This is a genomic window from Paenibacillus prosopidis (assembly GCF_003337375.1).
Taxonomy (GTDB): Bacteria; Bacillota; Bacilli; order Paenibacillales; family Paenibacillaceae; genus Pristimantibacillus; species Pristimantibacillus prosopidis.
In genome coordinates this window covers 152250-174513 of record NZ_QPJD01000013.1, presented here as the reverse complement: position 1 = coordinate 174513, position 22264 = coordinate 152250, and the positions used below count along the sequence as shown (strand labels likewise).

Genomic DNA, 22264 nt, shown 5'->3' with positions numbered 1-22264 from the left:
TTATATTCTCCCTTCGAGTTGGGACATTCCCTTGGCGAAATAAGCAGCGTAATCGGGATATTGCTTTCTCTTGACCACCAGATTGTGATGCAGACGCTCAAGCACGCCCTTATCAAACGAGGTGTCTCTCCATGCTTCGTATCGAATACCGAATCCCTCTGCTACCCATATGTCCGCATTGACCTCTTCATGAGGACCAAAGGGATCCAGCAGAATCAGCGGAGTTGACGAGGATAAGGAATCAATAAGCGCCCCTGCCCCTGGTTTACTTATGACAGCTGCTGCTTCTCTAAGCACCTTATACAATCCGTGATGCTCCCGGCAGAATTGAAACTCCATGTTTTTGCGATTAATAATCTGTCCAAATGGAGGGAATGTGTGGACTCCCTCGTCGCTTCTTTGCCAGGTGCGCCAGTCGGGATCGTTCATAAAATATCGCCGGTCTGACGAGTCGTCATTGATCTCATCAGGCCCGTAAGCGACAACATCCAGCGAATAGCCAGCTTGCTCCAGCTCGTCCACAGCCTCGCGAAAAGTCCCAATTCCCCAGCCCCCGCCATGAACGACTAAGCGTGCGTTTCGTTTAGAGATAGGGAGTGGTTCTTTACCGTCTACATCGATCCGGAAGAGGGTTTGTTTAATCTGTGGATCATATAGCCCGATCTCTCGATAACATTCAGCGTAATTCGGCTTGTGCTTGCGGAGCTGCTTCCAGGAAGGCGACAGCTCTGAGTCCACATAAAGCAGATCCGCCTGAATGCTGTTATTCCTATCCTTTAACTCATCGAGAATGTGCACCCAATGCCCTGAAAGACTGATAAAGCGGCTTCTTCCTTCTCTTTCCCATCGCCCGATCAAGTCTTTCTTTTTGAAAGGATCCAGACTTTGGCGGATATCTCCAGGTATCCTTTGCGATGCCTTAGCAACCGCAAAATTCGCCGTGTATGCTTTCCGGCTCACGTCTGTCTGAAGCTTTTTCTCTTCCATCATCAAATTCTCAAATACTTCAACATCCACGTTATATCCCATGTTTCTTAAGCTGCGTTCGATTAGCAAGCCGGGAATATAAAAGCCAAGCCCAAACCCGGAGCACAAAATGGTGATAAGATTGGTCATTGGCATCCTTCCTTTGCACAATCCATTATCATGTGTATTCCATCCGGCTAGACGACCAGTTTTAGTCCATACTCGATTAAGACCTCTTTCATGCCCTCCGATAGATTCTGCAAATCTTCTTCGGTTCGATAGCCGATAGCCGCGTATAATCTTCCTTTATATACACCTGACGCATTGACATTGGTTCGAGGAAACAAGGTACCTGACGTTAATGGAATAATTCCGCTGCCTTTACTTTGCGCAAAGAGAATACCGGTGTCTTCTAGGCGTTCCAACACGTCCGAAAAATTACCCGGTTGACTGGATATTACATTTACTTGCGTGAGGCACCCTTTCAAGTCCTCGCGCTCGAAATACCGGTCCATGTAATGCTTGATGAGACTCATGGATTTGCGGGCATTAATTTCGACAAGCGGTTCTATCTTACCGTCCCGAAGCAGCATGGAATCTACACAGACGTCTCCGTAATACCCGTCTTTATTCAAGAGCGCCCCTATCCGTTCCATGAGCTCAAAATATCCTGTACTCACCAGCAACTCGAACAGCGATGGATCGGCCGAATAGGATCCGTCGTATGCATAGCCGACGTTCCTCAGCTGTTGGAGAGAAATCAGATTAAAACTACCGTTCACATTCAAGCGGAATTGGCAGGAGAAATCCGATCCCCGGTCGACAAGCGGCTCCAACACAAACTGCATTCGTTTCCCTCTGTCAACCTGAGAGCTCAGATAGCTGACGAGTCGTTGAAGCGTACGCTCGGAATCAATCTGCATGTTCCCTTTGCCTGAAACGCCATAATCATCTTTGATCAACAGAGAACCTCGTTCAAGAAGACGCATCCCCTTGCTCAGCAACTGATCCGGATGTTCGATCACCTCGCCGATGTTCGGTATACCAAGCCGTTCCCGCATCATAACAGAATAGATCTTCGAATTGACCCTGCAGACATCATCCTCATGCGGAAGGGTAGACGACAGCCGGTAACGCTGAATGGTTTCAATTGCGCCGGGAAGAACCGCGAACGGTTCTATTCGGGCACCTTCTGGCAACAAGGTTTGCAATTCATCAGGTGTGGACGTACCGGAATCGTTTAGTAATTGAAAGATATTAGGATCACTTAAGGGAGAAAAAATAGGGTTTAAAGGATGAAGATTCGTTTTAAACCGAAATCCAAGCGATTGAAGGTAATCATAATGAGACTTATCCATGCCTCCACGCGTCAATAACGAATCTCCATGCATGCAAAAGGCAAACAGCATTTCATCCATCGCATCGACGATAGGCTTATTGCTTCTGTCGGTAAGCGAAGGCAATACGGCCAGATCAAGATCACGCCAATACCGTTCAGCCTCAAAAGTGCCGCAGTGAACCGAAACCGTCATACCCGTACCAGCTGACCCAGATAGACAACGAAAGCATCGATTGAACTCAGATGTTCTAGGTCGAAGGTGTCAAAATCAACCTCCACCCCAAATTCTTCCTCGATTCGAAGAATAAAATTGATAATCTGCAGCGAGTCAAGTCCAGCTTCATTCATAATGCCTGAAGTAGTGTCGAGCGTTTTTATCAATGCGGCATCCTCTTTGATTTCAGCAATGATTTCGATAATTTTATTATGCATATATTAGCCCTCCTTTTTATTCAGGACCACTATGAGATCCGTTTGCGGAACAAACAAGTTGTAGTTGGTCACATGGAGTTGTCTAGTATCAGTGACGGAGTGGATTTCCAGATCATAGGGAAGGCATTCCTTTAGATGATTGACGAACGTTTCCCTCGTAAACCGCCAGATAACCCCGTCAATCGATGAATTAGCCATATAACCTTTGCCTGTGGATCCTCCTATTTTTTCCTCAAGAACAACGGGATCGGCTATAATAATGGTTCCGCCGTACCGAAGCAAGCGACTGCACTCCCTTAACGCCTTTTTATGATTGCGGATATGGTGAAAGCTGCGTGCAAATACGATCATATCGCAACACATATCGTTTAACTTTGTTGGCTTATCAATGAAAGCATGAATGTAGGAGTCATATCGGCCCAGCTTAACGCCTAGGCGCAGAGCATTCAGATTTGGATCCATGTTGATCCAACGGATGTGATTGTTTTTGCGTGCATACTTGTTCAATAGGCCGGTTCCACAGCCTACTTGCAGCACGTCGCCCTTAAGTGGCGGCAAAGCCTTGTACACATTGCGTGGAATCGGGAAATTCTGCACATACATAGCGAGCTCATACAACAAAGGATAGCGCCCTTGCAGTTGAACCAGCTTGCTGGTATAGAACGGATTTCGCCTAGTCCGCCGTTTGAAATCCCATTTGTTCAAATAGTAGACCGGACTTAACAATACAAAGAGCAGCACAAAAGCAAAGTTAACTAAGAGGATCGACAATCGTTTTACAGGTTGAACTTTGGTTTGGGCCACAAGGAGCCCCGTTGGCTTTGCTATGGTCATCCCTCCATTTCGCTGTTTTCTATCCCAAAATACCAAAGGAAACCTTAACTAAATATGGTTGATTACGCCAAAATAATTGTGAGAATAGCAACATTTAGAGGAGGAATTTGAACAAGCCGTATTGATCGTCAGGCCGTTGTTTTGAAAGACACGTGGAACCCGATTAACGGTCGCTTAACGGGGGGGCTTGATCGATCCAGTTCCATTCATTGTTCTCCATGAATATGGTTGTAGCCTGTTCGGGAGTTATCCCTGGCCGATGAAATCCAAGCATCATCATGCTGAAATTTCTGCATTTCTCTTCTGTAGGATCCTTTAAGAGACTGAATGCATGCTCGATAAAGTTGTCTGGTTTCACTTTTGCGTTTTCAACTGCGGCCATTAATGATTTGTGGCAGGGAAACAACATCCTGTTATGCGCAAGGATGATTCTGCCGCCATACAATACGAGACTGCTGACAGCCTGTGAGAGCAAGTAAGGGTTATTTTTCTTCAAAGCCTCATTAGAGAAGTAAAAGCCGTTCAATAGAATCTCAGCATAAAAGTCTGCCATGTTCTTATCACGGTTCTGCTCTGGATATACCGGTATTTTGGCAAGCAGCATGTCCAAATCCGGTATTCGGGTGAACCATGCCTCGGAGCCGATGAAGGAAGCTCTTGTCGGCTCACTGCCTCGTTCGGCCGCAAGCTCCAAAAAGCGGAGATTAATGATTTTCCCGTCGACATAACCGTCAGGATAATCGCAAATTTCTTGATCTTTGTTAATATAAGATAAATTGTGATTCTTTCTTTTTTCCATGTAAGTCTCATCGTCTACTACCAGGTACACATCGATATCTGACGTTTCTTTCGCTTTTCCCTGAGCAATGGACCCGGCTGTAATAACAGCAAGGATCGAAGGATCAGGCTTCAGCACTTCTACCAGATTATCCAATGCCCGCTTATGATGCTCGTACATCTGCACACCTCATTTTCTTGGAATTACAGATAAAATAACAGACATTCCGCTCTCGGACTATGGGGAAATCCGCCAAGCATGATGTTGAGATTGATGCTGAAGACGGAAAACAGCTGGTGTCATTCCATAGTGATTGTGGAATAACTGGTAGAAATGCTTCATGTCGAAAACTCCCACCTTCTGAGCGATGGATTGGATACTGTCGTTTTTTCTTTCCAATAGCAACAAACATGCAAAGTTCATCCTGATTTCTTGGAGCATCTGAATGAAGGATCGTCCTGTATGTAGTTTAAATAGACGCTGGAAATGCCGGTAGCTTATGGCCACCATCTGACTGACATTCGAAACCGACAACGGGAGCTCGAAATGAGTGCTCATATATTGAACGGCCGCATGTACTGGATATTCGTCTTTGCTTGGAGGATGTAAATAAGATAATTGAGGCTTTTGACTAAGGAGAGACAGCAATTGCAGTAGAAGAATGCCCAGCTCGGTGCCCGAATTCTGTTTCCGCTGTTGGTTATGCATAGCTTGAAGCAGTCGAATGAATTCGTTAGAACTCTCGCGGTATGCAAGCCATTTCGTACCGTTGATGAAATGGGAAAGCATCGCAAGTTCAATACTTCGACACTGCAGAAGCAGATTTGTGGTAAGATCGGTAAGTACAGGCTTAAATAAGCAGTTAATGACATGCAGAGGACGTTTACCTGTTAAATCGCGTGGTTGGAAGACGTGAGGGATACAGGTAGGGAGAAAAAATAGGTCTCCCTTTGAAACGGTGAATATTTCATCAGCGACATAATGAATGCCTTCGCCTTCCGCTATATAGGCGATCTCGATAAAGTTGTGCTTATGAGTCATGAAATAAGGGTATTCTTTACTATATAGCGTTCGAATTGGAATATTGGGTTCAAATAGATATTTACCATCACAAACCAAATACTCTCTCATACATCATCCCCCTACTCCTTATGAATATTCTTATTGCAATCCGTAAAAGGCGGACTTCACTTAGGCTGGCTTCGACGAACAAGTCCGTGGATTGTGAACACCAAATGGAAATCGGGCCGCCTTTGCATGTCTTAAGAGGTTTCAGTGGTGCTCCACGCTATCACCCATTCCCTGCTGCAGAACATCCCGATTCCATTTACCCTTCCAATATCGGTTCTCCTAGACTGATAGTTGTCCATTTTGTTGAAGTTTTTCAGTCAAGGAGATGCCCCTGCCCTTCCTGCCTATAAACACAACAGGTTCTATAGAAGGAGATATAAGCGCGCCTGAGAGCATTTCCCCATTAAGAGCGATCTCAAGCTTATGGGTATCGCCATTCTCGTCGAAACCTGTTGCTTTCAGAATATTTCCATAGGTTCGGATATTATCGAACGTAATATTGTTGTAAAGCGGCTCCGATTCCATAACCAGTCTTAATCCATGATTACCGTCCTCATAAATCGAAAATACGGTGTAGAACTGCTGATCGGGTGTTTTGATAATTGCGTTCCATGTTTCGATCATCGATTTTTGCTCCTTGTCCGAAAGGTCGCTTCCGGTCGTTTATCGTGCATGAATGTTCTTTACATCCTTCACGACTCGAAAACTTGGATTACTAAAATTCTAGATTAAGAGAAACCCCATTCCACAAAAAAAGGCCCCCTTACAAGGCAATACGCGAGTTCTGTTGTAAGAGGGATTCCCTTCTCTTACCTATGATTAAATGGTCGGAATCCAACCAATCAGATCCTGCCTGGTGATCAATGCTTAGATTGTTATGCCATCGGTTTGAAACCGCCCCTCACCTTGGAACGGCCGCACGGAACCGTCAGGAAGTTTGACCTGCGCGGTTACACCATCCGGAACTTTTGCCAGAAGTTCAAAGTTGTTTCCATTCAGTGCCCATTCTACCTCCACCATTCCATGTGCCGTTGGCACACTGCCCTTCGCCCACTTGAGTTTCCCGATCTGAGGTTCGATTTTCACGGTAGCGAATCCTGGCTCGGCCGGAGTTATGCCCAGAATAGATGCCGGGAACTCGGCAAGGGGAACCGCACTCCATGCGTGGCAATCGCTTCGCGGATTGACCTCCACTTCAGGCAGAGTCGTCAATCCTTGCCTTGCGAAAGCCCTCCAGCGATCCCACATGTCAAATGTACGATGCTGTAAACCAGTTTTCTTCAGAGCTTGCATCAACAGGTAGGAGAAAGGCAGCGTGACGCGATGAATAGGCTCCTCCATCGCGCGCTCCAACAGCTGCCGCGCCTCTTCACCCGTTACTGTATCGGAAAGAACAGCCATGATTTGCGAATGCTGGCTGTAGATCTCCATACCGGGCAAATCACGGAATAACTGCCTCTCCTCCGACCAGGCCAGGCGCCGAACGGCTTCGCATACCCGATCTGCTCTTGACGTCATTTCGTTAGCCGCATCATTCCAGCCTGTCAAGGTCAGCAGTCCGGCGGCTTTCCGCAGTGACGCCGCATACATTAGGCTGAGCAAGTACATCGGCCGCTCCATGCTTTCCGGCGGGGCTCCTCTCGGCCAAGCGTCTACCCAGTCAAAATAGGTCCAATAACGGTGGGAGGTTACGCCGACAATGCCATCATCCGTCAATCGGTCATGGAACCAATCCATCAGTTCAATGATTGCAGGACGATAGGTCTTGATCAGCTCCAAGTCTCCGTTAAAATCGTAGTGCTCCGCCAGCATATCCACCCAGTACAGGGCAAATGAAGGAATGACTTGAGGTTCAACGGATGGAAACCGGGACTGCAGCAGTCCGGACGGCTGTCTTGAACGATAGAAATCGTCAATCGTCCTCCTCGGCATTCTGTCATCTGCGCTGACGTAATAGGTGAAAAGCATCATAAGCCGGCTGTCCATCGAATACTGCAGTTGTTCATAGAACGGGCAATCCTCATAGGTTTCATGCATACAGCGTTTCAGCGTACGGATGCTCAGATCCCAAAGTGTATTCAACTCTTCGTCCGAGGACTCAAACCTGGCCTTTACTTCAAGCGGATAACCTGTTTCCCGGTATTTGATTGAGGCCAGTTCCATAGGTACCTCTCCCGCTTCAATCTCAATCCTTACGAAACGAAAGGTGCGGAACCAGAATGGCTCATACACCTCAGACGAACGGGAGTTTGAATCGCCGGCCACATGATAGGTGTCGAATTCTCCAATCAACTTCCCGCTGATATCGTCCCGGGCTCCCTTTTTTCGCTGAAATTCATTGCTGTCAAGGGCTTCATAACCCTCGGAGCCCATCAATCGGATGACGCTGCCTTGCCCACCGTTAACAGCAATCGTAAGGTATCCGGTCGTCAATTCTCCGGCATCCAATTCCATCATCATCTTTTGACCGGGAGCCACACTCAGGATCGGCTCACTTCCCGTCTTCAGCAGCTTCTCCGCTTGCTCCGGATCGATACCTTCCGCTTTCGTCACCTTGACGAATGTCCGTTCCTCTTCGTACAGGAACGGAATCGGCCGAGCCACTAGGTTCCATGGGCTTAAGAGCCCGAAATCCTCTCGCGTCCCCGCGAACGGTAGCGCGTGCGACCATGTGGTATCGTCGAATCCCGGCTTCATCCAGTCTTGCGTAGGGCCGCCGCTCCCATCTACTTCTTCCACGCCTCCTACCCACTGAATCATGGATTTTCGAACAAACCGGTAACCTGAATGACGGAACGTTCGCCACTCCCGTCCGCTATGAAGAGACTCCAACACCGCGCCATATTCATCCCGAAGGCTGGCTTCCACCAACAATCCAGCTGCATTCGAGCGCCATATGGATAATGGACCACTTTCACCCGTCACCACAGGTTGATGAGACGACAGCCTAAGTACTTTGACGGCAAGCACATTTTCTCCCGTCTGTAAGTATTGGGTGACATCCACAGTCTCATAGTACTGAGTCTGTCCATCGCCTTTGCAGGGGCCGACCGCGACGGATCTGCCATTTACGTACAATCGGTATCTGCTATCTGCAGTGACGTCTACAAAGAGCTTGGGAGTAAGACCCTCGGCTATGTGAAAGGATCTACGAAAATAAACAAGCAATTGCTGCAAGCCGATATCGGGTTCAGGCTGATGGACATCCCAGATCCATTGACCTTTCCAGAACCTGTTCTCCTGAACGGATTTGTCGCCGTACAGCTTCAACCTCTCTGCCATGGGGATTCCTTTGCCCTTCTCACCCGTAAACGCGACCGGTCCAAAGTGGGGGATGCCCAGCGAGCCGGAGAACGTATCCCCGGTAAAATCAAGCTCGAGCTCTTGACGCTGACTATTCTCGTCTGTATAGGATGCTTTAAGACGATTCCCATTTGTGCGGATATTGTTGTATGAAATATTTAGGTGCGGCTCGGATTCCATGGTAAGCTTATTTCCGTTCTGCGCATCTCCCGTTATCGAAAATACGGCATAATACTGGTGAAACGGCGTTTTGATCATTGCATTCCAGACGCCTAGCATACATATCTTCTCCTCCGTGTTATCTTTAGGTATTGGTATCACAGCACAGGAATCAACGCGTTGCTGCGCAAAGGAACGTATTCAGGTAGTTTCCGGATCAGAGCGATCTGAAGGGCATGACCGGCTTCTCTTTGTTCTCACCATACCAATAGAAAGTATCGTTTTCCTAGAAGACCTCAGCCGTCTCAAGGCACCGGGCTGTATAATCATATTTCCACCCAATTCAGATTTCCAACTCTTTTTATGAGTTTTCTTCCCTTCCAAATAGCAAGGTAATTTTACCGTGTTCAGGATATACTTGAAGCTCCTTGGTATCCATGAGCTTTAGACTGCCGTGCTCCGCATAAAGAGAATAAGAAAAACCATTGTAAATGTATGAGCACGTTTTGAATTCTGCGCTAAGGATCGGTGATTCATCACTTCCCCAACTTAAAGACAAAATCCAATCTTCTGCACTTTCACAAATGAATTCGATATGCCGTTCCTCGCATTTTATCGTAAATTCTCCAGCTTCAGTTCGGTAGCTTGCATAAAAATCATTTCCTGTTCTGTTCATTGCTATTAATTCACCAATCATAGGGGCAAAATCCCCATTGTCTTCTCTGATCATTGGATAAAGACCCGAACGTATACCGTTTCCACTCCAGCGATATCCATCAACAATAGGAAGGTTATCGTAGAAGGATTGCTCCTGCTTACATACATCGTTTAGATAGCGTTCGGCATAATCATCGGCAAACAGATGAATATCACGAATCCAAAACCGTTCTCCTTCTGCGTAGACGTTCACCCGATAGAAACGGCTGCAATACCAAACAGATTGATAGGATTCTCCGGTCCAGTCTTCCTGAACGCCAACCGTAGTTGTCGGCGTCACGTTGAACTCCTGACGAAATTTTCTTCCGGTTTCACTTAAATGCTGTAAGACCAGTCCACCGTCAGCGATTTTGGCGGCAAGCAATTCCATCTGCATGCTCAGACCGTTCCCGATTCGATCCCAGCCAAAGGAATTTTCCTGTCCTACCTGAGCGTAACCGAAGGGCTGCGCCAGTTCATTGAAGTTTTCTTTTAAAAACCAGCCCACCCACTGTGGATTTCCTCCACTTTCGGGATACACGGGTTCCATAGTACTAACATCCTGAGCATTAAGTGGATTAAAGCCTGTTTCCGTTGAGAGTCCCAAATCATATTGATGGAGGGGATCACTGCCGAGCATGCGGAAGACAGGAATATCGATCTGATTCTCGCTGCCTTGAGCCGGAGCTAACATATTGTGCTTGCTAGGATAATAGGCCCCGCTGTAATACCCCCCCCACAAGTTGTAGCCATCTGTTCCCCACTGGTCACGACATATACAGGCCGCCTCTACTTGGTAACGGTTTTTCAAATAAGCCAAAGAATGAGCATCGATAAACCAAGATCCTACAGACGGAGGATAATAGCCGAACACATCCCTAAATTTATTCATATACAAATCCAGGAGAATCTCACGTTCCTCTGGAGAATAACCAATTAGGAATCCGACATGGGAATGATAGTCCCAGGAATAGCCTTGGCGGCCCCGCCACGTTAAACCGGCCTCTTCAACCAGCGGCTGCACAATTTCAAGCCATGCACCTATCTCAATCAAATTGTGGTCTTGCTCTTGGAGTAATCCGGTATAATCAGGATCGATCAAAGCATCATATTGGAGCAGAAAGGTGGTTTTAAATAAATAGCGGTTAGCCATTTTCACTTGCTCCACTACCGGTTTAAACAAATCCAACTGTGGTTCCCGCGGCTCAACTCGCCGAACAAAATGGATGATGTTCACAATGTTTTTATTCATAGCTACGACTCACTCCTTATTCTGCAGATTTTTTATATCATGTATTACCCTCTCATCACTTACTATCATAAACATCTGAGCCGTTTCCAACTAACATTTTCACGACTTTTTCAATAGCGTTTTGATGACTACTTGTACAACCAAACAAGCAAAAACCGTCTCCTGAAGATCCGGTTTCTACTTGTTTATGCAAATATCGTCGTATGAAATGAAGCAGCATCAAATTCATGTCTGCAAAGCTATTCTTTTACGCTTCCCAATACGATACCGTGAATAAAGAAACGCTGTAAAAACGGGTATACGATTAGAATTGGTAGCGTTCCGATAAAAATTTGTGCCGCTTTCGCCGTTCGATCCGAGATATCCTTTAGTTGCTCTAAGGATTGGCTACTCGTTATATTAATCAGATTCCCACTCATAATGATGTTTTGCAGATAAGTGGAAAGCGGATAGTTTTCCGGTTTGTTCATGAAGATCAGCCCATCAAACCAGGAATTCCAATGGTAAACAATCGTAAATAAGGTGATCGTGGCAAATGACGGTAAGGAGAGCGGCAAATAGATCCGCCATAAAGCGGTCCAATGTCCGGCACCATCTATGAATGCCGATTCTTCCAACTCTTTCGGCAACGCTCTGAAAAAATTCAGCATGAGCAATATATTGAACACATTAACTGCCGAAGGCAGAATTAACGCCCATATCGAATCCAATAATCCCAAATTACGAACGACCATATACCCCGGAATGAGGCCCCCGTTAAACAAAATCGTAAATACGAAAAACCAGGCATAATAAGTCCGCAACCGGAAGGCTTTCACTTCTTTGGATAACGGATAAGCGATAGTCAAACACAGCAGCAAGCCAAACACTGTTCCCAAGATCACTCTTTGCACGGTTATGACCATCGATTGGAAAAACTCCGGTTTGTTCAGCATGTATTCGTACGAACGAGTGGTAAACTCGACAGGCCAAAACTTGACTAGACCGGCTGTCACGGCATCGCTCGAGCTAAATGAAACGGCCAGTACATGAATAAGCGGAAAAAGGCACAGCAAGCTGATAAGAATGAAAAACGTATAATTGAAGCCCAGAAACACTTTCCGCGGGATACTCTCCATATGCCCCACCACTCCTCTCTCTAAAAAATCCGATAATTAGCAAAGCGGTATGCCATCCAATAAGATACTGAGATTAAGCAAAACGATACGATAGACTTAAATAAACCAACAGCGGTTGCTACGGCATACTGGGCATCGACCAAACCCAGCCGATAAACCAAGGTATCCAGGATATCCCCGCTTTCATATACAGAGGGGCTGTATAGGTTGAAGATTTGATCAAAACCAGCGTTCAAAGCTTGCCCCAAACTCAACGTCAACATGAGAATGATGATGGGTCGAATGCCTGGCATCGTAATATGCCATGTTTGTCTGATTCGGTTTGCGCCATCAAGTTTGGCAGCCTCGTAAAGCGACGGATTTATACTTGTAAGTGCCGCCAAATACACAATGGTGCTGAAGCCCATTTCCTTCCATTGGTCCGATAGGATAATCGTAATCGGAAACCACTTATTGTCACCTAAGAAATAGATAGGTTCCATCCCGATCCCTTTTATGAATTGGTTCACGATGCCGTCGTTGGGAGATAAGAGATCGAGTAGGATTCCGCCCAGGATGACCCAGGACAGAAAGTGCGGCAAATAGATCAGGGTTTGAACCCATCGTTTGAATTTCTCGTGAATGAGTTCATTCAATAGCAATGCGATGGAAATGGGCACAATGAGACCTGCTATGATTTTCATCGTTGCGATAAATACCGTATTCCATATGACTTGCCCGATATTGGGCATCGAAAATACATAACGAAAGTTATCGAGCCCCGCCCAATCGGAATCGAAGAAACCGCGAGCCGGTATGAATTTTTGGAAAGCCATGACGATGCCCAGCATTGGAATATAATTAAATACAATCACGAACAAAAGTCCGGGCAATAGCAACAGATGAAGAGGCATTTCCAATTTTAGCTTGGTTCTATTCATATTGTATGTTCCTCCATTCTTCTGTCAGCATTCAAACGAAAACCGGGAAGGGCTCCTAACCTCTCCCGGCCATTCGTAATCGTTCTTATTTTTATTTGGATGAATACCAATCGTTAACCTCTTGAGTAATCGCATCTCCGCCGAGTTTTTTCCAATTCTCGACGTATTTGTCGAATTCATCAATGGATGCGCCACCCATGATGATTTTGGCAAACGTTTCCTCCATCAGCGTATCTAAGCTTGATTTCCTTTGTGCCATCGTTGGCGTCGGGGCTCCGTAGAATTCGTCAGGTTGCGTTAGTTTCCCTGTGATATATTGCCCAAGAACGCTTTGCGAACCTCCCGGACCAAATATTTTGTTCGCCGCCCACTTATTGATGTCGCCTTCATTGAATTGCTTGATTTCGTTAACGTATCCCAACTCCTCCGCATTCAGTTTGCTCGTATCGCCTGACTTTAAAGCGTCGACTACTTTGATATGGGCATCGTAGTTTTTCGTTGGTGGTTCAGCCATCATGATAGCGTATTGGAGAGTTTCAACGCCCTCCGGGGTTTTATTATAGGTGGCGGGATCTGCCGTCGGTCCAAAATTCTTCTCATAATATAAGTTCATCATTTTCACGGCTAACTCGGGATGTTCAAATCCTTTGCGAACAACCAAATAACTATTTACCGGGAAAAAAGTGGCAGCCAAAGCCGGTTTATCGTCGATGGAAGGGATCGGGTATGGCGTCCATTCCATTCCCGGATTTGACGTTACTTGTCCTTGCAACGGCCAGCCTGGATTCCACATGCGGCCGAACTGCATACCGATCCGGTTCAAATCCTCGCCAACTTTGCCTGCATCCTTCGTGCCGAATTCCTTGTCAATTTGACCCGTTTTGTACATTTGCTGCAATTGAGCCAGCGCTTGTTTAACTTCAGGTTGAATGCCTCCAAACACCAGTTTGCCGGAAGCGTCATTTATCCAAATGTCCAGGTAAGCGTGGTATCCGTTCATAAAGCCTTGAAGACCGGCAACATTCGTATCGTGCACACTGTCCTTCGTAAGCGCCAACCCGTAAGTATCCTTCTTGCCATTGCCATCCGGGTCTTGGTTCGTGAACGCATCCGATATAGCTAGCAAATCAGCCATCGTTTTCGGCTCCGGCAGATTCAGCTTCTTTAACCAATCCGTCCGAACATACAAGACAGGTGCGATATCAGCGGCCGATCCGGTAGCCGGAAACCCATAGACCTTGCCATCGAAAGTAGCTGACTGCAACGGTTGTTTGCCGGCAGCCTTAAGGATCTCCTTAGTAATAGGGGCCGCATACTGATCGATGGCTGCCGTTAAATCCTCAACCAGTCCCGCTTCGACCAATTGATTCAGCATATTAGCGGTAACAGTGAAGACATCAGGCAACTCGCCGGAAGCGATTGTCAGGTTCATCTTTTGTTCGTAACTCGGGAGGTCTGGCGTCGTCCATGCATAGTCCACTGTGACTCCCAACGTATCGGCGTACAACTTGGACCAAACGTTGTTCTGCAAATCTTCTCCCTCTTTAAACTTCACATTTGCCCCAACAATTTTTGCAGCCGTAATCGTGATCGGCGGGTCGTATTTGCCGAACGGATCGACGGCCGGAGCAGCTTTCTCTGTCGTTGCGGCATTCGTCTCATTCGGCTCTGTCGAAGGAGCATTGGAACTGTTTGACCCATTGTCATTTTTCCCGCTGCAAGCTGTGAGGATCATGGCTAGACATAACACGAATGACAAGATCCCTGCGGTTTTGCGATGTTTCATTTTTACTTCCCCCTTATATAGATTGATTTGTTCTTGCTATTTAACTATAGCAAGAGGTGCCAACCCCTCTCTACTCACCATTTCTTACATAGCTGTCTTTTGTTTACGACTTATTCCTGCATGTGCAGATCACGATATTCCTGCGGGGTTAGAGCCGTTTCTTTCTTAAAGAAACGATAGAAATAGTGGTCGGAAGCAAACCCGATTCTGGCCGAGATTTCGCTCATCTTCAATTTGTTAGCCGCAAGCAGTTCCTTGGCTCGGTTTAGACGAACTTCCGATATATACTCCGAAAGGCCGCGTCCGGTCGTTTGTCGATAAAACCTGGATAGATAGGACGGATTATACCCGGTTACTTCTCCAAGACGGGTTAATGACAAATCTTCATCCAGGTGATGGGTCACGTATTCATGAATTTTTCCAATCGTTTCCTGTTCCGCGTTTTGTTGATCGTTACTATGGATCGCGAACAACGTTTCGGACAAATTCATTAAATAATGAAAGGCGTCCATCCATGAAACATGCAGGTCAAAACGGGTCAGCTTGCCGATATCGATTCGACTGTCCCACTCCTTCTGATTCTTCCTGTGCGATAAGTAATGAAGAAAAACGGGAACCAATCCATAATAAACAGAAATATGGGTAAGCGGGTCATTCGACGCTGACGCATGTTCCGTTATTTCGTGCATCACCTTTACGAACTCATGATGCTTCCCGGCTTCCATGGCCCTGGACAATCGTTCGATTTGATAGAGAGGTACCCCTGTCACTCGGTCAAAATTCGCGGGAAGGCTTCCGTCATCTATGGGAACCTGAAGCAGTCGCATTTCCCCACCCATCCACACATTCCGGTTCATCAGCCTGTACAACTTGCCGAATCGGTCATGAATACTAGGCCAGTCCGCCGGTTCAGGTTCGACAAGGAGCGAGATTTTTATCTTTAGGAGCTGGTAACAGCTCTCTTGAACGTTATCCAATGTACCGATAATGAAACGCATCGTTTGATCCCAGTCATTATTCTCCTCATTTTTAGAAAACCTGTTTTGAATAAACCAAACGAGTCTGTTCTCATCGTATGGAATGGAGATGGTTTGGACTGCACCGGACAGACATTCTTCCGCTATATTACGAATGGCAAACATCATCAAAGGCCAATCGATTGCCGGAATATGCTGCGGCCAGGAATCAACTCTGCCTAGAACCATAATCATTTTTTCCCCGGAATCAAAAGGCAGATTCAGATTTTTCATCTGTTCAGACATTTGTCGATACATTCGAGGATTCCCGTGAAGCAGCTCCTTGAAAAAATCGTTTTGCAAGAGCGGAAGTGTTTCTTGAACGCGCGCTTTCGCTTGCCTTATTAAATCAGTGGTCTCAAATTGCTCTCGTAACTCCTTTATGGCTCGGTCGATCGCAGTCAATATTTTTTTATCGCTGTCCGTCTTAAGCAGATATTCCACTCCGCCTTGCTGCATGGCTTTCTGAACATAGGAAAAATCGCGAAATCCGGACAGGAAAATAAACTTACAGTGCGGCCATTGTTTGATAACACGCTCCTGCAGCTCAAGACCCGACATTCCCGGCATCTGGATATCGGACAACACAATGTCGATTTTGGTACGCAATAATTCTTTTAATGCATCCGTGGCGGAATAGGCTTTGTATACCTCGAGTTCCGGACGTTCCTCTTTCGCCATTTCCACCAGGCTATCCACGATATCCGACTCATTATCCACGATCAATAGACGTATCATGCTACTCATTCCTTTCATATGGAATTCGGATATCTACACGCAGCCCTCCCAAATGGCTTCTGGAGAGGGACAGTCCTCCAAACTCTCCGAACTTCAACCTGAGGCGTCTGTGAACATTCAAAATTCCTGTCGTCTCTATTTCAGCATCATTCCTATCAAGCTTCGTTCGAAGCTCGTCCAATTTATCGTCTGTTATTCGTTCACCATTGTCTTCTACCGAGATCATGAATTGTTCATTCATAATCTCGAACCGAATTTGCAAGTATCCGTCGGAAGTTTTATGCTCCAACCCATGCTGAAAAGCATTTTCCAGAACAGGCTGTAAAATAAGCCTAGGAACGATCAGACTTCCGCATACTTCCGGCAGCTCGGCAAATTGAATCGACAATTGCTTTTTGAATCGCATAGACTGAATTTCGACATATGCTCTAGCATGGTTGACTTCCTGTTCCAGTTGGATATCGTCCTCAGAAGTTCTGGTAATAAATTGAAAATATTCACTTAAGTGTTCCGTCAAGTTCAATACATTCTTATAATCTTGAACCTTAGCCAATCGATAGAGGAGAAAAAAACTGTTGTACAGGAAATGAGGGTTGATTTGGGACTGCAATTGTTTGAGCTCGGCACGCTGTTTTCGGATTTTCTGTTCATAGACTTCCTGAATGAGCATGCTCAACCGATCCGTCATCTTGTTGAATTGCATATAAAGATATTGAAATTCATCGTTCCAACGGTGCGTAATCTGAACATTCAGATCACCTTGTTGAAGCCGTCGAAACGCATGGATCATCGTGCGCATGGGGCGGTGAATAGCTCCTATGACCCAGTAGGATGAAGAGATGATGATCAGAACCGAAAGAATGGATAAGCCCCATAACCATAATCTGTATTTCAACAAGGGACCGAATATTTCGTGTTCAGGAATAGAATAAACAATGGTTGCGTTCAGGGAGTCGGACTTTTGATAGAACACCCGAAATACATCCCTTCCATCATCCATGAGAAAATCGCCTGAGGATAAGGCGGCAGTGTCACGTTCTTGGAATTCGCGCATTGCTGATAGTGATATCAAATCCGATTCGTATTCCGAGACGGACCATTCTTCCGCGTTGGAGAACAAGAACACCCTTCCCTTTCCTGAAGAGATCTGCGAGAGCGTATTTCGGATGTTCGGAATAGAAAGTTGGATCTGGATGGCAAAGATCGGATCTTTCGAAGGAAGAAACGGCGGATATATCTCACCCATCAGTAGTCGTTCCCCATCGGTGTATAGGGTCAATCTTTGTTTGCTGACCTTCTCAATCAGAAAATCACGTTCTTGACGATCCATATTGTCTGACAAATATTTCGTGGATATGACGTGCCCCAGCATAGGAATATCAACTTTAGCTTCCTCGATGTATAGGCTCGATTCTTTCAACAAGGCTAGCCTGCGCACGACTCGATTAATACTGCTATTCCGCTCATAATCCGTCATAGCGGGAGTAAGGTTGGCCAAATATTGCAAGTCGTCGTCTGCCAATAGATCTAATTTTTGTTTTCTTACTCGATAAACTTCGGTTTCCAATGCATTCAAGTAAAAATTCAAATGCGCTCGTGTGGATCGGGTAATATTTTCCTTAACCGTGGCGGCACCGGAATTCGTTATCATCAAACTCGCCAGGTACAAAGGTACCGAAGCAACTAAGCAGGTCAACACAAGTTTAGGAAGGATATTCAATCGACGTGGGTCGAGATTCCAGTTCAAATTTCTGCCACCTCCAATATGAAATAAGACCACCCGTAGTTCGGTATGGTCATTTATATCTTTGGGCTATACCACATTATAGTGTCCACCTTTCCAGTGCTCTACTGACCTTTATTTACATGGGTATCTTTTCTTTACATGTGTCATCTTATCCGAAGGTGCCGTTCCGAATGGCGTTTTACCTACACTTCCCCATCTTATTTCAATGTCTCTAGAGCCACTAACACTTTGGCGACTAATTGACTAATGCTTTTACGACTTTCTATAACGTCATCAAGATTACGTCGCAAATGCCGAACCAAGTAGGCCCATGCGCAATTGCATGGGCCTCTCACAGAGCATAATGAAACATATCCACACAGTTATTAACTAAGGGAATATTTTCGCGTATATCTCATAACTAAGCGATAGTGAAAAGCAAGCAAAGCCAATAGGGGGGGATACCACATGGCCGAATACCATAGTTTCCATCCATTATAAAAAAAGTAACCCGATAGAACGGCTGTCCATTCGTAGAAAATCGCGAAAAAAGTATAAAACAATATATAAGACAATTGTTTACTCCATTTCCTTCCATACGGATAGAAATTAAGATAAATAATAGTGAATGGTGGATAAACCCCGTAAACGATAAATAAGCCGTAAAAATCTGAGCCGTGGTAAAAATACCCGTACCAATCATATTTCAAAATGAACAGGAAATCTGAAATAAATTGAATAACACCTGAAAAAGCGCAAGTCACATACATCTCACTAACGGACATCCGCTTAGGTATAAGAATTGCTGTGATGATGAAAAAAATGGCCGAGGTAAATGCATAAACAAATGAATACCATTCAAGTTCCATGTTCATATTCAACTCGTTTCTGAAGCCGAATATAGTTCCAGGCCACAAAAGATAATGATAATGGATATGTCAGCAGGGAATACCACCACTTCCATCCGTTATAGTACAAGAAACCGAAGTGAAGCGCACCTTGCTCATACAACACACAAAATACGATGGCATAGAATATATACACTGTTTTTCGTACAATCGATTGTCCAAAGGGAAACAAATTTAAAAAAATAGCATTAAATAATGGAAATATCCCGAGAGACACAAGAAATCCGGAATATTCAACACCTTTCTCAAAATACCCATATAAGTCGTATTTGAAATCGAGAAAAGCATCGACAGCAAATTCTGCAAGTATTGCCGTCATGAGTGTCCCGTATAAGGGAATGAGTTTGCATTGTTTCGGTACAAAACAAAGAGTGAGAATAAAAAAGACTAAGCTGCACGATGCGTATGCCATGCTTGCTCCCCTTGCTTCTAAACTATTGTTGCTGAATATCAGATATATTGAATATTCCCTATTCCACTGAATTCTATGTACTGGCTGACACCAATACCTAGAAATTCAAACTTAAGTCATGCTATGCGCGAAGATTGCAAGTTCACAGTTAAACCGTTTCGGATTTTCCCAAAACGGTGAATGACCGCTATTTTCATAAAACGATGAGTATACGTTGGGAACGAGTTCAATAATGTGCATGGTCTGAGCCATCGTTACAATTTTATCGTGCATGCCGTATATAACAAAGGTTGGCTTGCAAATACTTGCAAGCAACTCATCGTTTGATACGACCCGAGAATCCAACGCTTTCCTTACATAATAAGGAACTGCCGTGTTAAATCCCAATATAAAATAAAAATCCTCTATGCAAGGGGGATAGTAAAAAAGTAGTCCTAGAAATTGTTGAAGGGCGCCGGAACTGACTAAAGCATCATTTGAATCAAGTCCGGGAAAGAGGCACTTGATCGCGGGAGTGGAAAAATTCACAGACTCAGTTGTACCCAAAGATGTCCCGGCATCAACAAATACAATTCCGGAGATGCTTGCTTCCCCATAATGACGAATATAGTCTAGAATAATAAAACCACCGTAAGACCACCCGACCAATATAGGCTGGATTAACTCCAAATTAATGATTAAAGCATGGATGTCTCCGGCCCAATCCATCGAGTCATAACCGTATATTGGCTTCTCGGATAATCCGTGCCCGCGTAGATCGAAGGCTATGATTCTAAATTCCTGAGCAAGTTCGGAACACAGTTGTTTTTTCCAGGATAATGAGTTTTGAGAATATCCATGCATCATTAACAAAGGTCTGCCGCGAGGATTGCCCGTTTCCCGCACAAATAATTTAATGCCGGAAGCTCCAGTAATATAATATGAGTGCAAAATCGATCTCTCCCTTTACTTGAGAATAAGATAGCTTATTTATATTAATAAGTATCTGGTTAAGACCCAAAATTTCGCCTCATTTGTAATTCGGTTCACCGCTTGAAGTCCCTGAGGTCACGGCATCATATGAACATGTGACTGATGACATACTATTGTAAATGAATGGATTCCAAACTAATTGGTTAAATTAATCACAACACACATAACAAACATTTAAAACATGGTAAGTGAAGACACTTGAAAGTTCATGCTCGAATGGTTATTGAAGAAGTCTATTTCACATTTTCTCACTTCCACAAATCGAAAGAAGGTACTGATATGTTTTTCAGTAATTGCTTAGGATATAACAAAACATGAACAAACAAAAGGTTGAAAATCAGGAAGATCCTCTTTCTTCGGATTTAAACCAAAATATCCATGTTCTTCGTTCGATCTACGAGAATTGTTCTGATCTGGTCTTCCGCCCTTTTGTCATCGGCGGAAAAACGAAGGCATTCCTCATCTATATTGAGGGGCTATGCAACATCGAGGAAATGAACGCCAGCGTGCTATCACCTTTGATGGACGAGAGTGCAGCGAAGTATGATACTTTAAACGAGTTGCTTGAAAATAAAATAACGGTTTCAAAGGCCAAAGAGGTCAAAACATCGACGGAATGCATTAATTATCTTTCCATTGGAAGTCCTCTTTTATTGTTGGAGAACGAGAGCATTGGCTTCGCATTCGGACTTGCGAAATGGGAAAAACGATCCGTGGAAGAACCGACTGCCGAAACGGTCATCCGCGGACCCCGTGAGGGATTTACGGAATCATTGGGTGTGAATACATCGCTGCTGCGGAGAAAGATCAGAAGTCCCAAATTAAAAATGAACCCGATGAGTATCGGCCGGTATACCCAAACGGAAGTTATCGTGGCCTTTATGGATGGAATAATGGATCCAACATTGTTTGAAGAAGTAACCAAACGCCTGAAACGCATTGATATCGCCGGAATTTTGGAGAGCGGATATATCGAAGAATTGATCGAAGACAATCCCTTTTCTCCTTTTCCCCAGATTCTAAGTACGGAACGTCCCGATGTGGCCGTTTCCAGTTTATTGGAAGGTCGTGTGGTCATTTTGGTGGATGGAACCCCCTTTGCCTTGATTGCTCCAACCACGCTCTATTCTTTACTTCAATCCAGCGAAGATTATTATCAGCGTTTCCTGATTGGAACAGCGATCCGCTGGCTGCGTTTTGTCTTTGTGCTGATTTCTCTGCTTCTCCCGTCGCTCTATGTTGCCGTATCGACATTTCACCATGAGATGGTACCCACAACCCTACTATTGAGCATGGCTTCTTCCAGGGAGCAAGTTCCTTTTCCGGCGGTGATCGAGGCCCTCGTCATGGAGATTACGTTTGAAGCGCTGCGGGAGGCAGGTATCCGCCTTCCCAAACAGGTAGGAGCGGCTGTAAGCATTGTTGGGGCACTTGTCATTGGTCAAGCGGCGGTCCAGGCGGGGATCATTTCTGCCCCGATGGTTATGGTGGTGGCCATAACGGGAATCGCCTCCTTTACACTCCCTCGATATACCGCGGGAATTGCCCTGCGGATGCTGCGCTTTCCGATAATGATTCTAGCGGGTACGTTGGGTTTATTGGGCGTCATGCTGGGGCTCATTTTTATCGTTATCCACTTATGCGCCTTGCGATCATTTGGCGTTCCTTATTTGAGTCCCATGGCTCCGATGAAATTCCGGGACATGAAAGACGTCTTGATCAGGGCCCCGTTGTGGATGCTGAATACCCGCCCGCACCTAACGGGCAAATTTAATAAGTACCGCCAGGCTCCACATCAGAAGCCGGATCCTAGCCAGGGGGACTAAACCCCAATGAAG

At 45.4% G+C, this 22264-nt stretch carries 18 protein-coding genes; 1 reads left to right on the top strand and 17 read right to left on the bottom strand.

All coding sequences use genetic code 11. The features are described 5' to 3' along the window. The 17 genes from DFP97_RS20565 to DFP97_RS20485 all read right to left on the bottom strand — a co-directional run bounded on the left by DFP97_RS20565 (position 1) and on the right by DFP97_RS20485 (position 20384). Positions 1–1116, bottom strand: a complete 1116-nt coding sequence (locus DFP97_RS20565; RefSeq protein WP_114382065.1) for a glycosyltransferase family protein — start codon at positions 1114–1116, stop codon at positions 1–3. Positions 1117–1163: 47 nt separating this feature from the next. Next, on the bottom strand, positions 1164–2498 hold the full coding sequence (locus DFP97_RS20560) for a hypothetical protein (protein WP_114382064.1): 1335 nt from the start codon (positions 2496–2498) through the stop codon (positions 1164–1166). Continuing rightward, positions 2495–2737, bottom strand: a complete 243-nt coding sequence (locus DFP97_RS20555; protein ID WP_114382063.1) for an acyl carrier protein — start codon at positions 2735–2737, stop codon at positions 2495–2497. Before DFP97_RS20555 ends, DFP97_RS20560 begins: the two co-directional genes overlap by 4 nt. Before the next feature lie 3 nt (positions 2738–2740). Beyond that, positions 2741–3571 carry a class I SAM-dependent methyltransferase gene (locus DFP97_RS20550; protein ID WP_114382062.1) on the bottom strand — a complete coding sequence of 277 codons (831 nt, stop codon included), beginning with the start codon at positions 3569–3571 and terminating at the stop codon, positions 2741–2743. 163 nt (positions 3572–3734) lie between these two features. Continuing rightward, positions 3735–4529 (bottom strand): nucleotidyltransferase domain-containing protein, encoded by a 795-nt coding sequence (locus tag DFP97_RS20545; RefSeq protein WP_114382061.1) that lies wholly within the window; start codon positions 4527–4529, stop codon positions 3735–3737. Between the two features lie 57 nt (positions 4530–4586). Beyond that, positions 4587–5480: an AraC family transcriptional regulator gene (locus DFP97_RS20540; protein WP_114382060.1), complete on the bottom strand. Its 894-nt coding sequence runs from the start codon at positions 5478–5480 to the stop codon at positions 4587–4589. Between the two features lie 219 nt (positions 5481–5699). Beyond that, a complete protein-coding gene (locus DFP97_RS20535) occupies positions 5700–6044 on the bottom strand; it encodes a hypothetical protein (protein WP_114382059.1) in 345 nt (114 codons plus the stop codon). A 243-nt stretch (positions 6045–6287) separates the two neighbouring features. Then, entirely contained in the window at positions 6288–9002 is a 2715-nt protein-coding gene (locus DFP97_RS20530) for an alpha-L-rhamnosidase-related protein (protein ID WP_114382058.1), read from the bottom strand. A gap of 241 nt (positions 9003–9243) precedes the next feature. Continuing rightward, entirely contained in the window at positions 9244–10731 is a 1488-nt protein-coding gene (locus DFP97_RS20525; protein ID WP_147275076.1) for a hypothetical protein, read from the bottom strand. A 338-nt stretch (positions 10732–11069) separates the two neighbouring features. Continuing rightward, positions 11070–11948, bottom strand: a complete 879-nt coding sequence (locus tag DFP97_RS20520; protein ID WP_114382056.1) for a carbohydrate ABC transporter permease — start codon at positions 11946–11948, stop codon at positions 11070–11072. Between the two features lie 20 nt (positions 11949–11968). Beyond that, positions 11969–12868 (bottom strand): ABC transporter permease, encoded by a 900-nt coding sequence (locus DFP97_RS20515; RefSeq protein WP_114382055.1) that lies wholly within the window; start codon positions 12866–12868, stop codon positions 11969–11971. 91 nt (positions 12869–12959) lie between these two features. After that, positions 12960–14654, bottom strand: coding sequence for an extracellular solute-binding protein (locus DFP97_RS20510; RefSeq protein WP_114382054.1), 1695 nt, complete (start codon positions 14652–14654; stop codon positions 12960–12962). Positions 14655–14764: 110 nt separating this feature from the next. Beyond that, positions 14765–16408, bottom strand: coding sequence for a response regulator (locus tag DFP97_RS20505; RefSeq protein WP_181873605.1), 1644 nt, complete (start codon positions 16406–16408; stop codon positions 14765–14767). A gap of 1 nt (position 16409) precedes the next feature. After that, the gene (locus DFP97_RS20500) at positions 16410–18059 is read right to left on the bottom strand and encodes a sensor histidine kinase (RefSeq protein ID WP_147275075.1); all 1650 of its coding nucleotides are present in this window, start codon (positions 18057–18059) and stop codon (positions 16410–16412) included. Between the two features lie 461 nt (positions 18060–18520). After that, a complete protein-coding gene (locus tag DFP97_RS32315; RefSeq protein WP_425453542.1) occupies positions 18521–18904 on the bottom strand; it encodes a CBO0543 family protein in 384 nt (127 codons plus the stop codon). Positions 18905–18992: 88 nt separating this feature from the next. Beyond that, a complete protein-coding gene (locus tag DFP97_RS20490) occupies positions 18993–19454 on the bottom strand; it encodes a CBO0543 family protein (protein ID WP_114382050.1) in 462 nt (153 codons plus the stop codon). A gap of 111 nt (positions 19455–19565) precedes the next feature. Continuing rightward, complete coding sequence (locus tag DFP97_RS20485; RefSeq protein WP_114382049.1) at positions 19566–20384, bottom strand: alpha/beta fold hydrolase; 819 nt, start codon at positions 20382–20384, stop codon at positions 19566–19568. Positions 20385–20740: 356 nt separating this feature from the next. Here DFP97_RS20485 and DFP97_RS20480 point away from each other — a divergent pair, with 356 nt between their 5' ends. Next, positions 20741–22252: a spore germination protein gene (locus DFP97_RS20480; protein ID WP_114382048.1), complete on the top strand. Its 1512-nt coding sequence runs from the start codon at positions 20741–20743 to the stop codon at positions 22250–22252. Positions 22253–22264: the final 12 nt, after the last annotated feature.

Coding starts and splice junctions, on each gene's coding strand:
- DFP97_RS20565 (WP_114382065.1), bottom strand. CDS start 1,116: ATGACCAATCTTATCACCATTTTGTGCTCCGGGTTTGGGCTTGGCTTT.
- DFP97_RS20560 (WP_114382064.1), bottom strand. CDS start 2,498: ATGACGGTTTCGGTTCACTGCGGCACTTTTGAGGCTGAACGGTATTGG.
- DFP97_RS20555 (WP_114382063.1), bottom strand. CDS start 2,737: ATGCATAATAAAATTATCGAAATCATTGCTGAAATCAAAGAGGATGCC.
- DFP97_RS20550 (WP_114382062.1), bottom strand. CDS start 3,571: ATGACCATAGCAAAGCCAACGGGGCTCCTTGTGGCCCAAACCAAAGTT.
- DFP97_RS20545 (WP_114382061.1), bottom strand. CDS start 4,529: ATGTACGAGCATCATAAGCGGGCATTGGATAATCTGGTAGAAGTGCTG.
- DFP97_RS20540 (WP_114382060.1), bottom strand. CDS start 5,480: ATGAGAGAGTATTTGGTTTGTGATGGTAAATATCTATTTGAACCCAAT.
- DFP97_RS20535 (WP_114382059.1), bottom strand. CDS start 6,044: ATGATCGAAACATGGAACGCAATTATCAAAACACCCGATCAGCAGTTC.
- DFP97_RS20530 (WP_114382058.1), bottom strand. CDS start 9,002: ATGCTAGGCGTCTGGAATGCAATGATCAAAACGCCGTTTCACCAGTAT.
- DFP97_RS20525 (WP_147275076.1), bottom strand. CDS start 10,731: ATGGCTAACCGCTATTTATTTAAAACCACCTTTCTGCTCCAATATGAT.
- DFP97_RS20520 (WP_114382056.1), bottom strand. CDS start 11,948: ATGGAGAGTATCCCGCGGAAAGTGTTTCTGGGCTTCAATTATACGTTT.
- DFP97_RS20515 (WP_114382055.1), bottom strand. CDS start 12,868: ATGAATAGAACCAAGCTAAAATTGGAAATGCCTCTTCATCTGTTGCTA.
- DFP97_RS20510 (WP_114382054.1), bottom strand. CDS start 14,654: ATGAAACATCGCAAAACCGCAGGGATCTTGTCATTCGTGTTATGTCTA.
- DFP97_RS20505 (WP_181873605.1), bottom strand. CDS start 16,408: ATGATACGTCTATTGATCGTGGATAATGAGTCGGATATCGTGGATAGC.
- DFP97_RS20500 (WP_147275075.1), bottom strand. CDS start 18,059: ATGATAACGAATTCCGGTGCCGCCACGGTTAAGGAAAATATTACCCGA.
- DFP97_RS32315 (WP_425453542.1), bottom strand. CDS start 18,904: ATGTATGTGACTTGCGCTTTTTCAGGTGTTATTCAATTTATTTCAGAT.
- DFP97_RS20490 (WP_114382050.1), bottom strand. CDS start 19,454: ATGGCATACGCATCGTGCAGCTTAGTCTTTTTTATTCTCACTCTTTGT.
- DFP97_RS20480 (WP_114382048.1), top strand. CDS start 20,741: ATGAACAAACAAAAGGTTGAAAATCAGGAAGATCCTCTTTCTTCGGAT.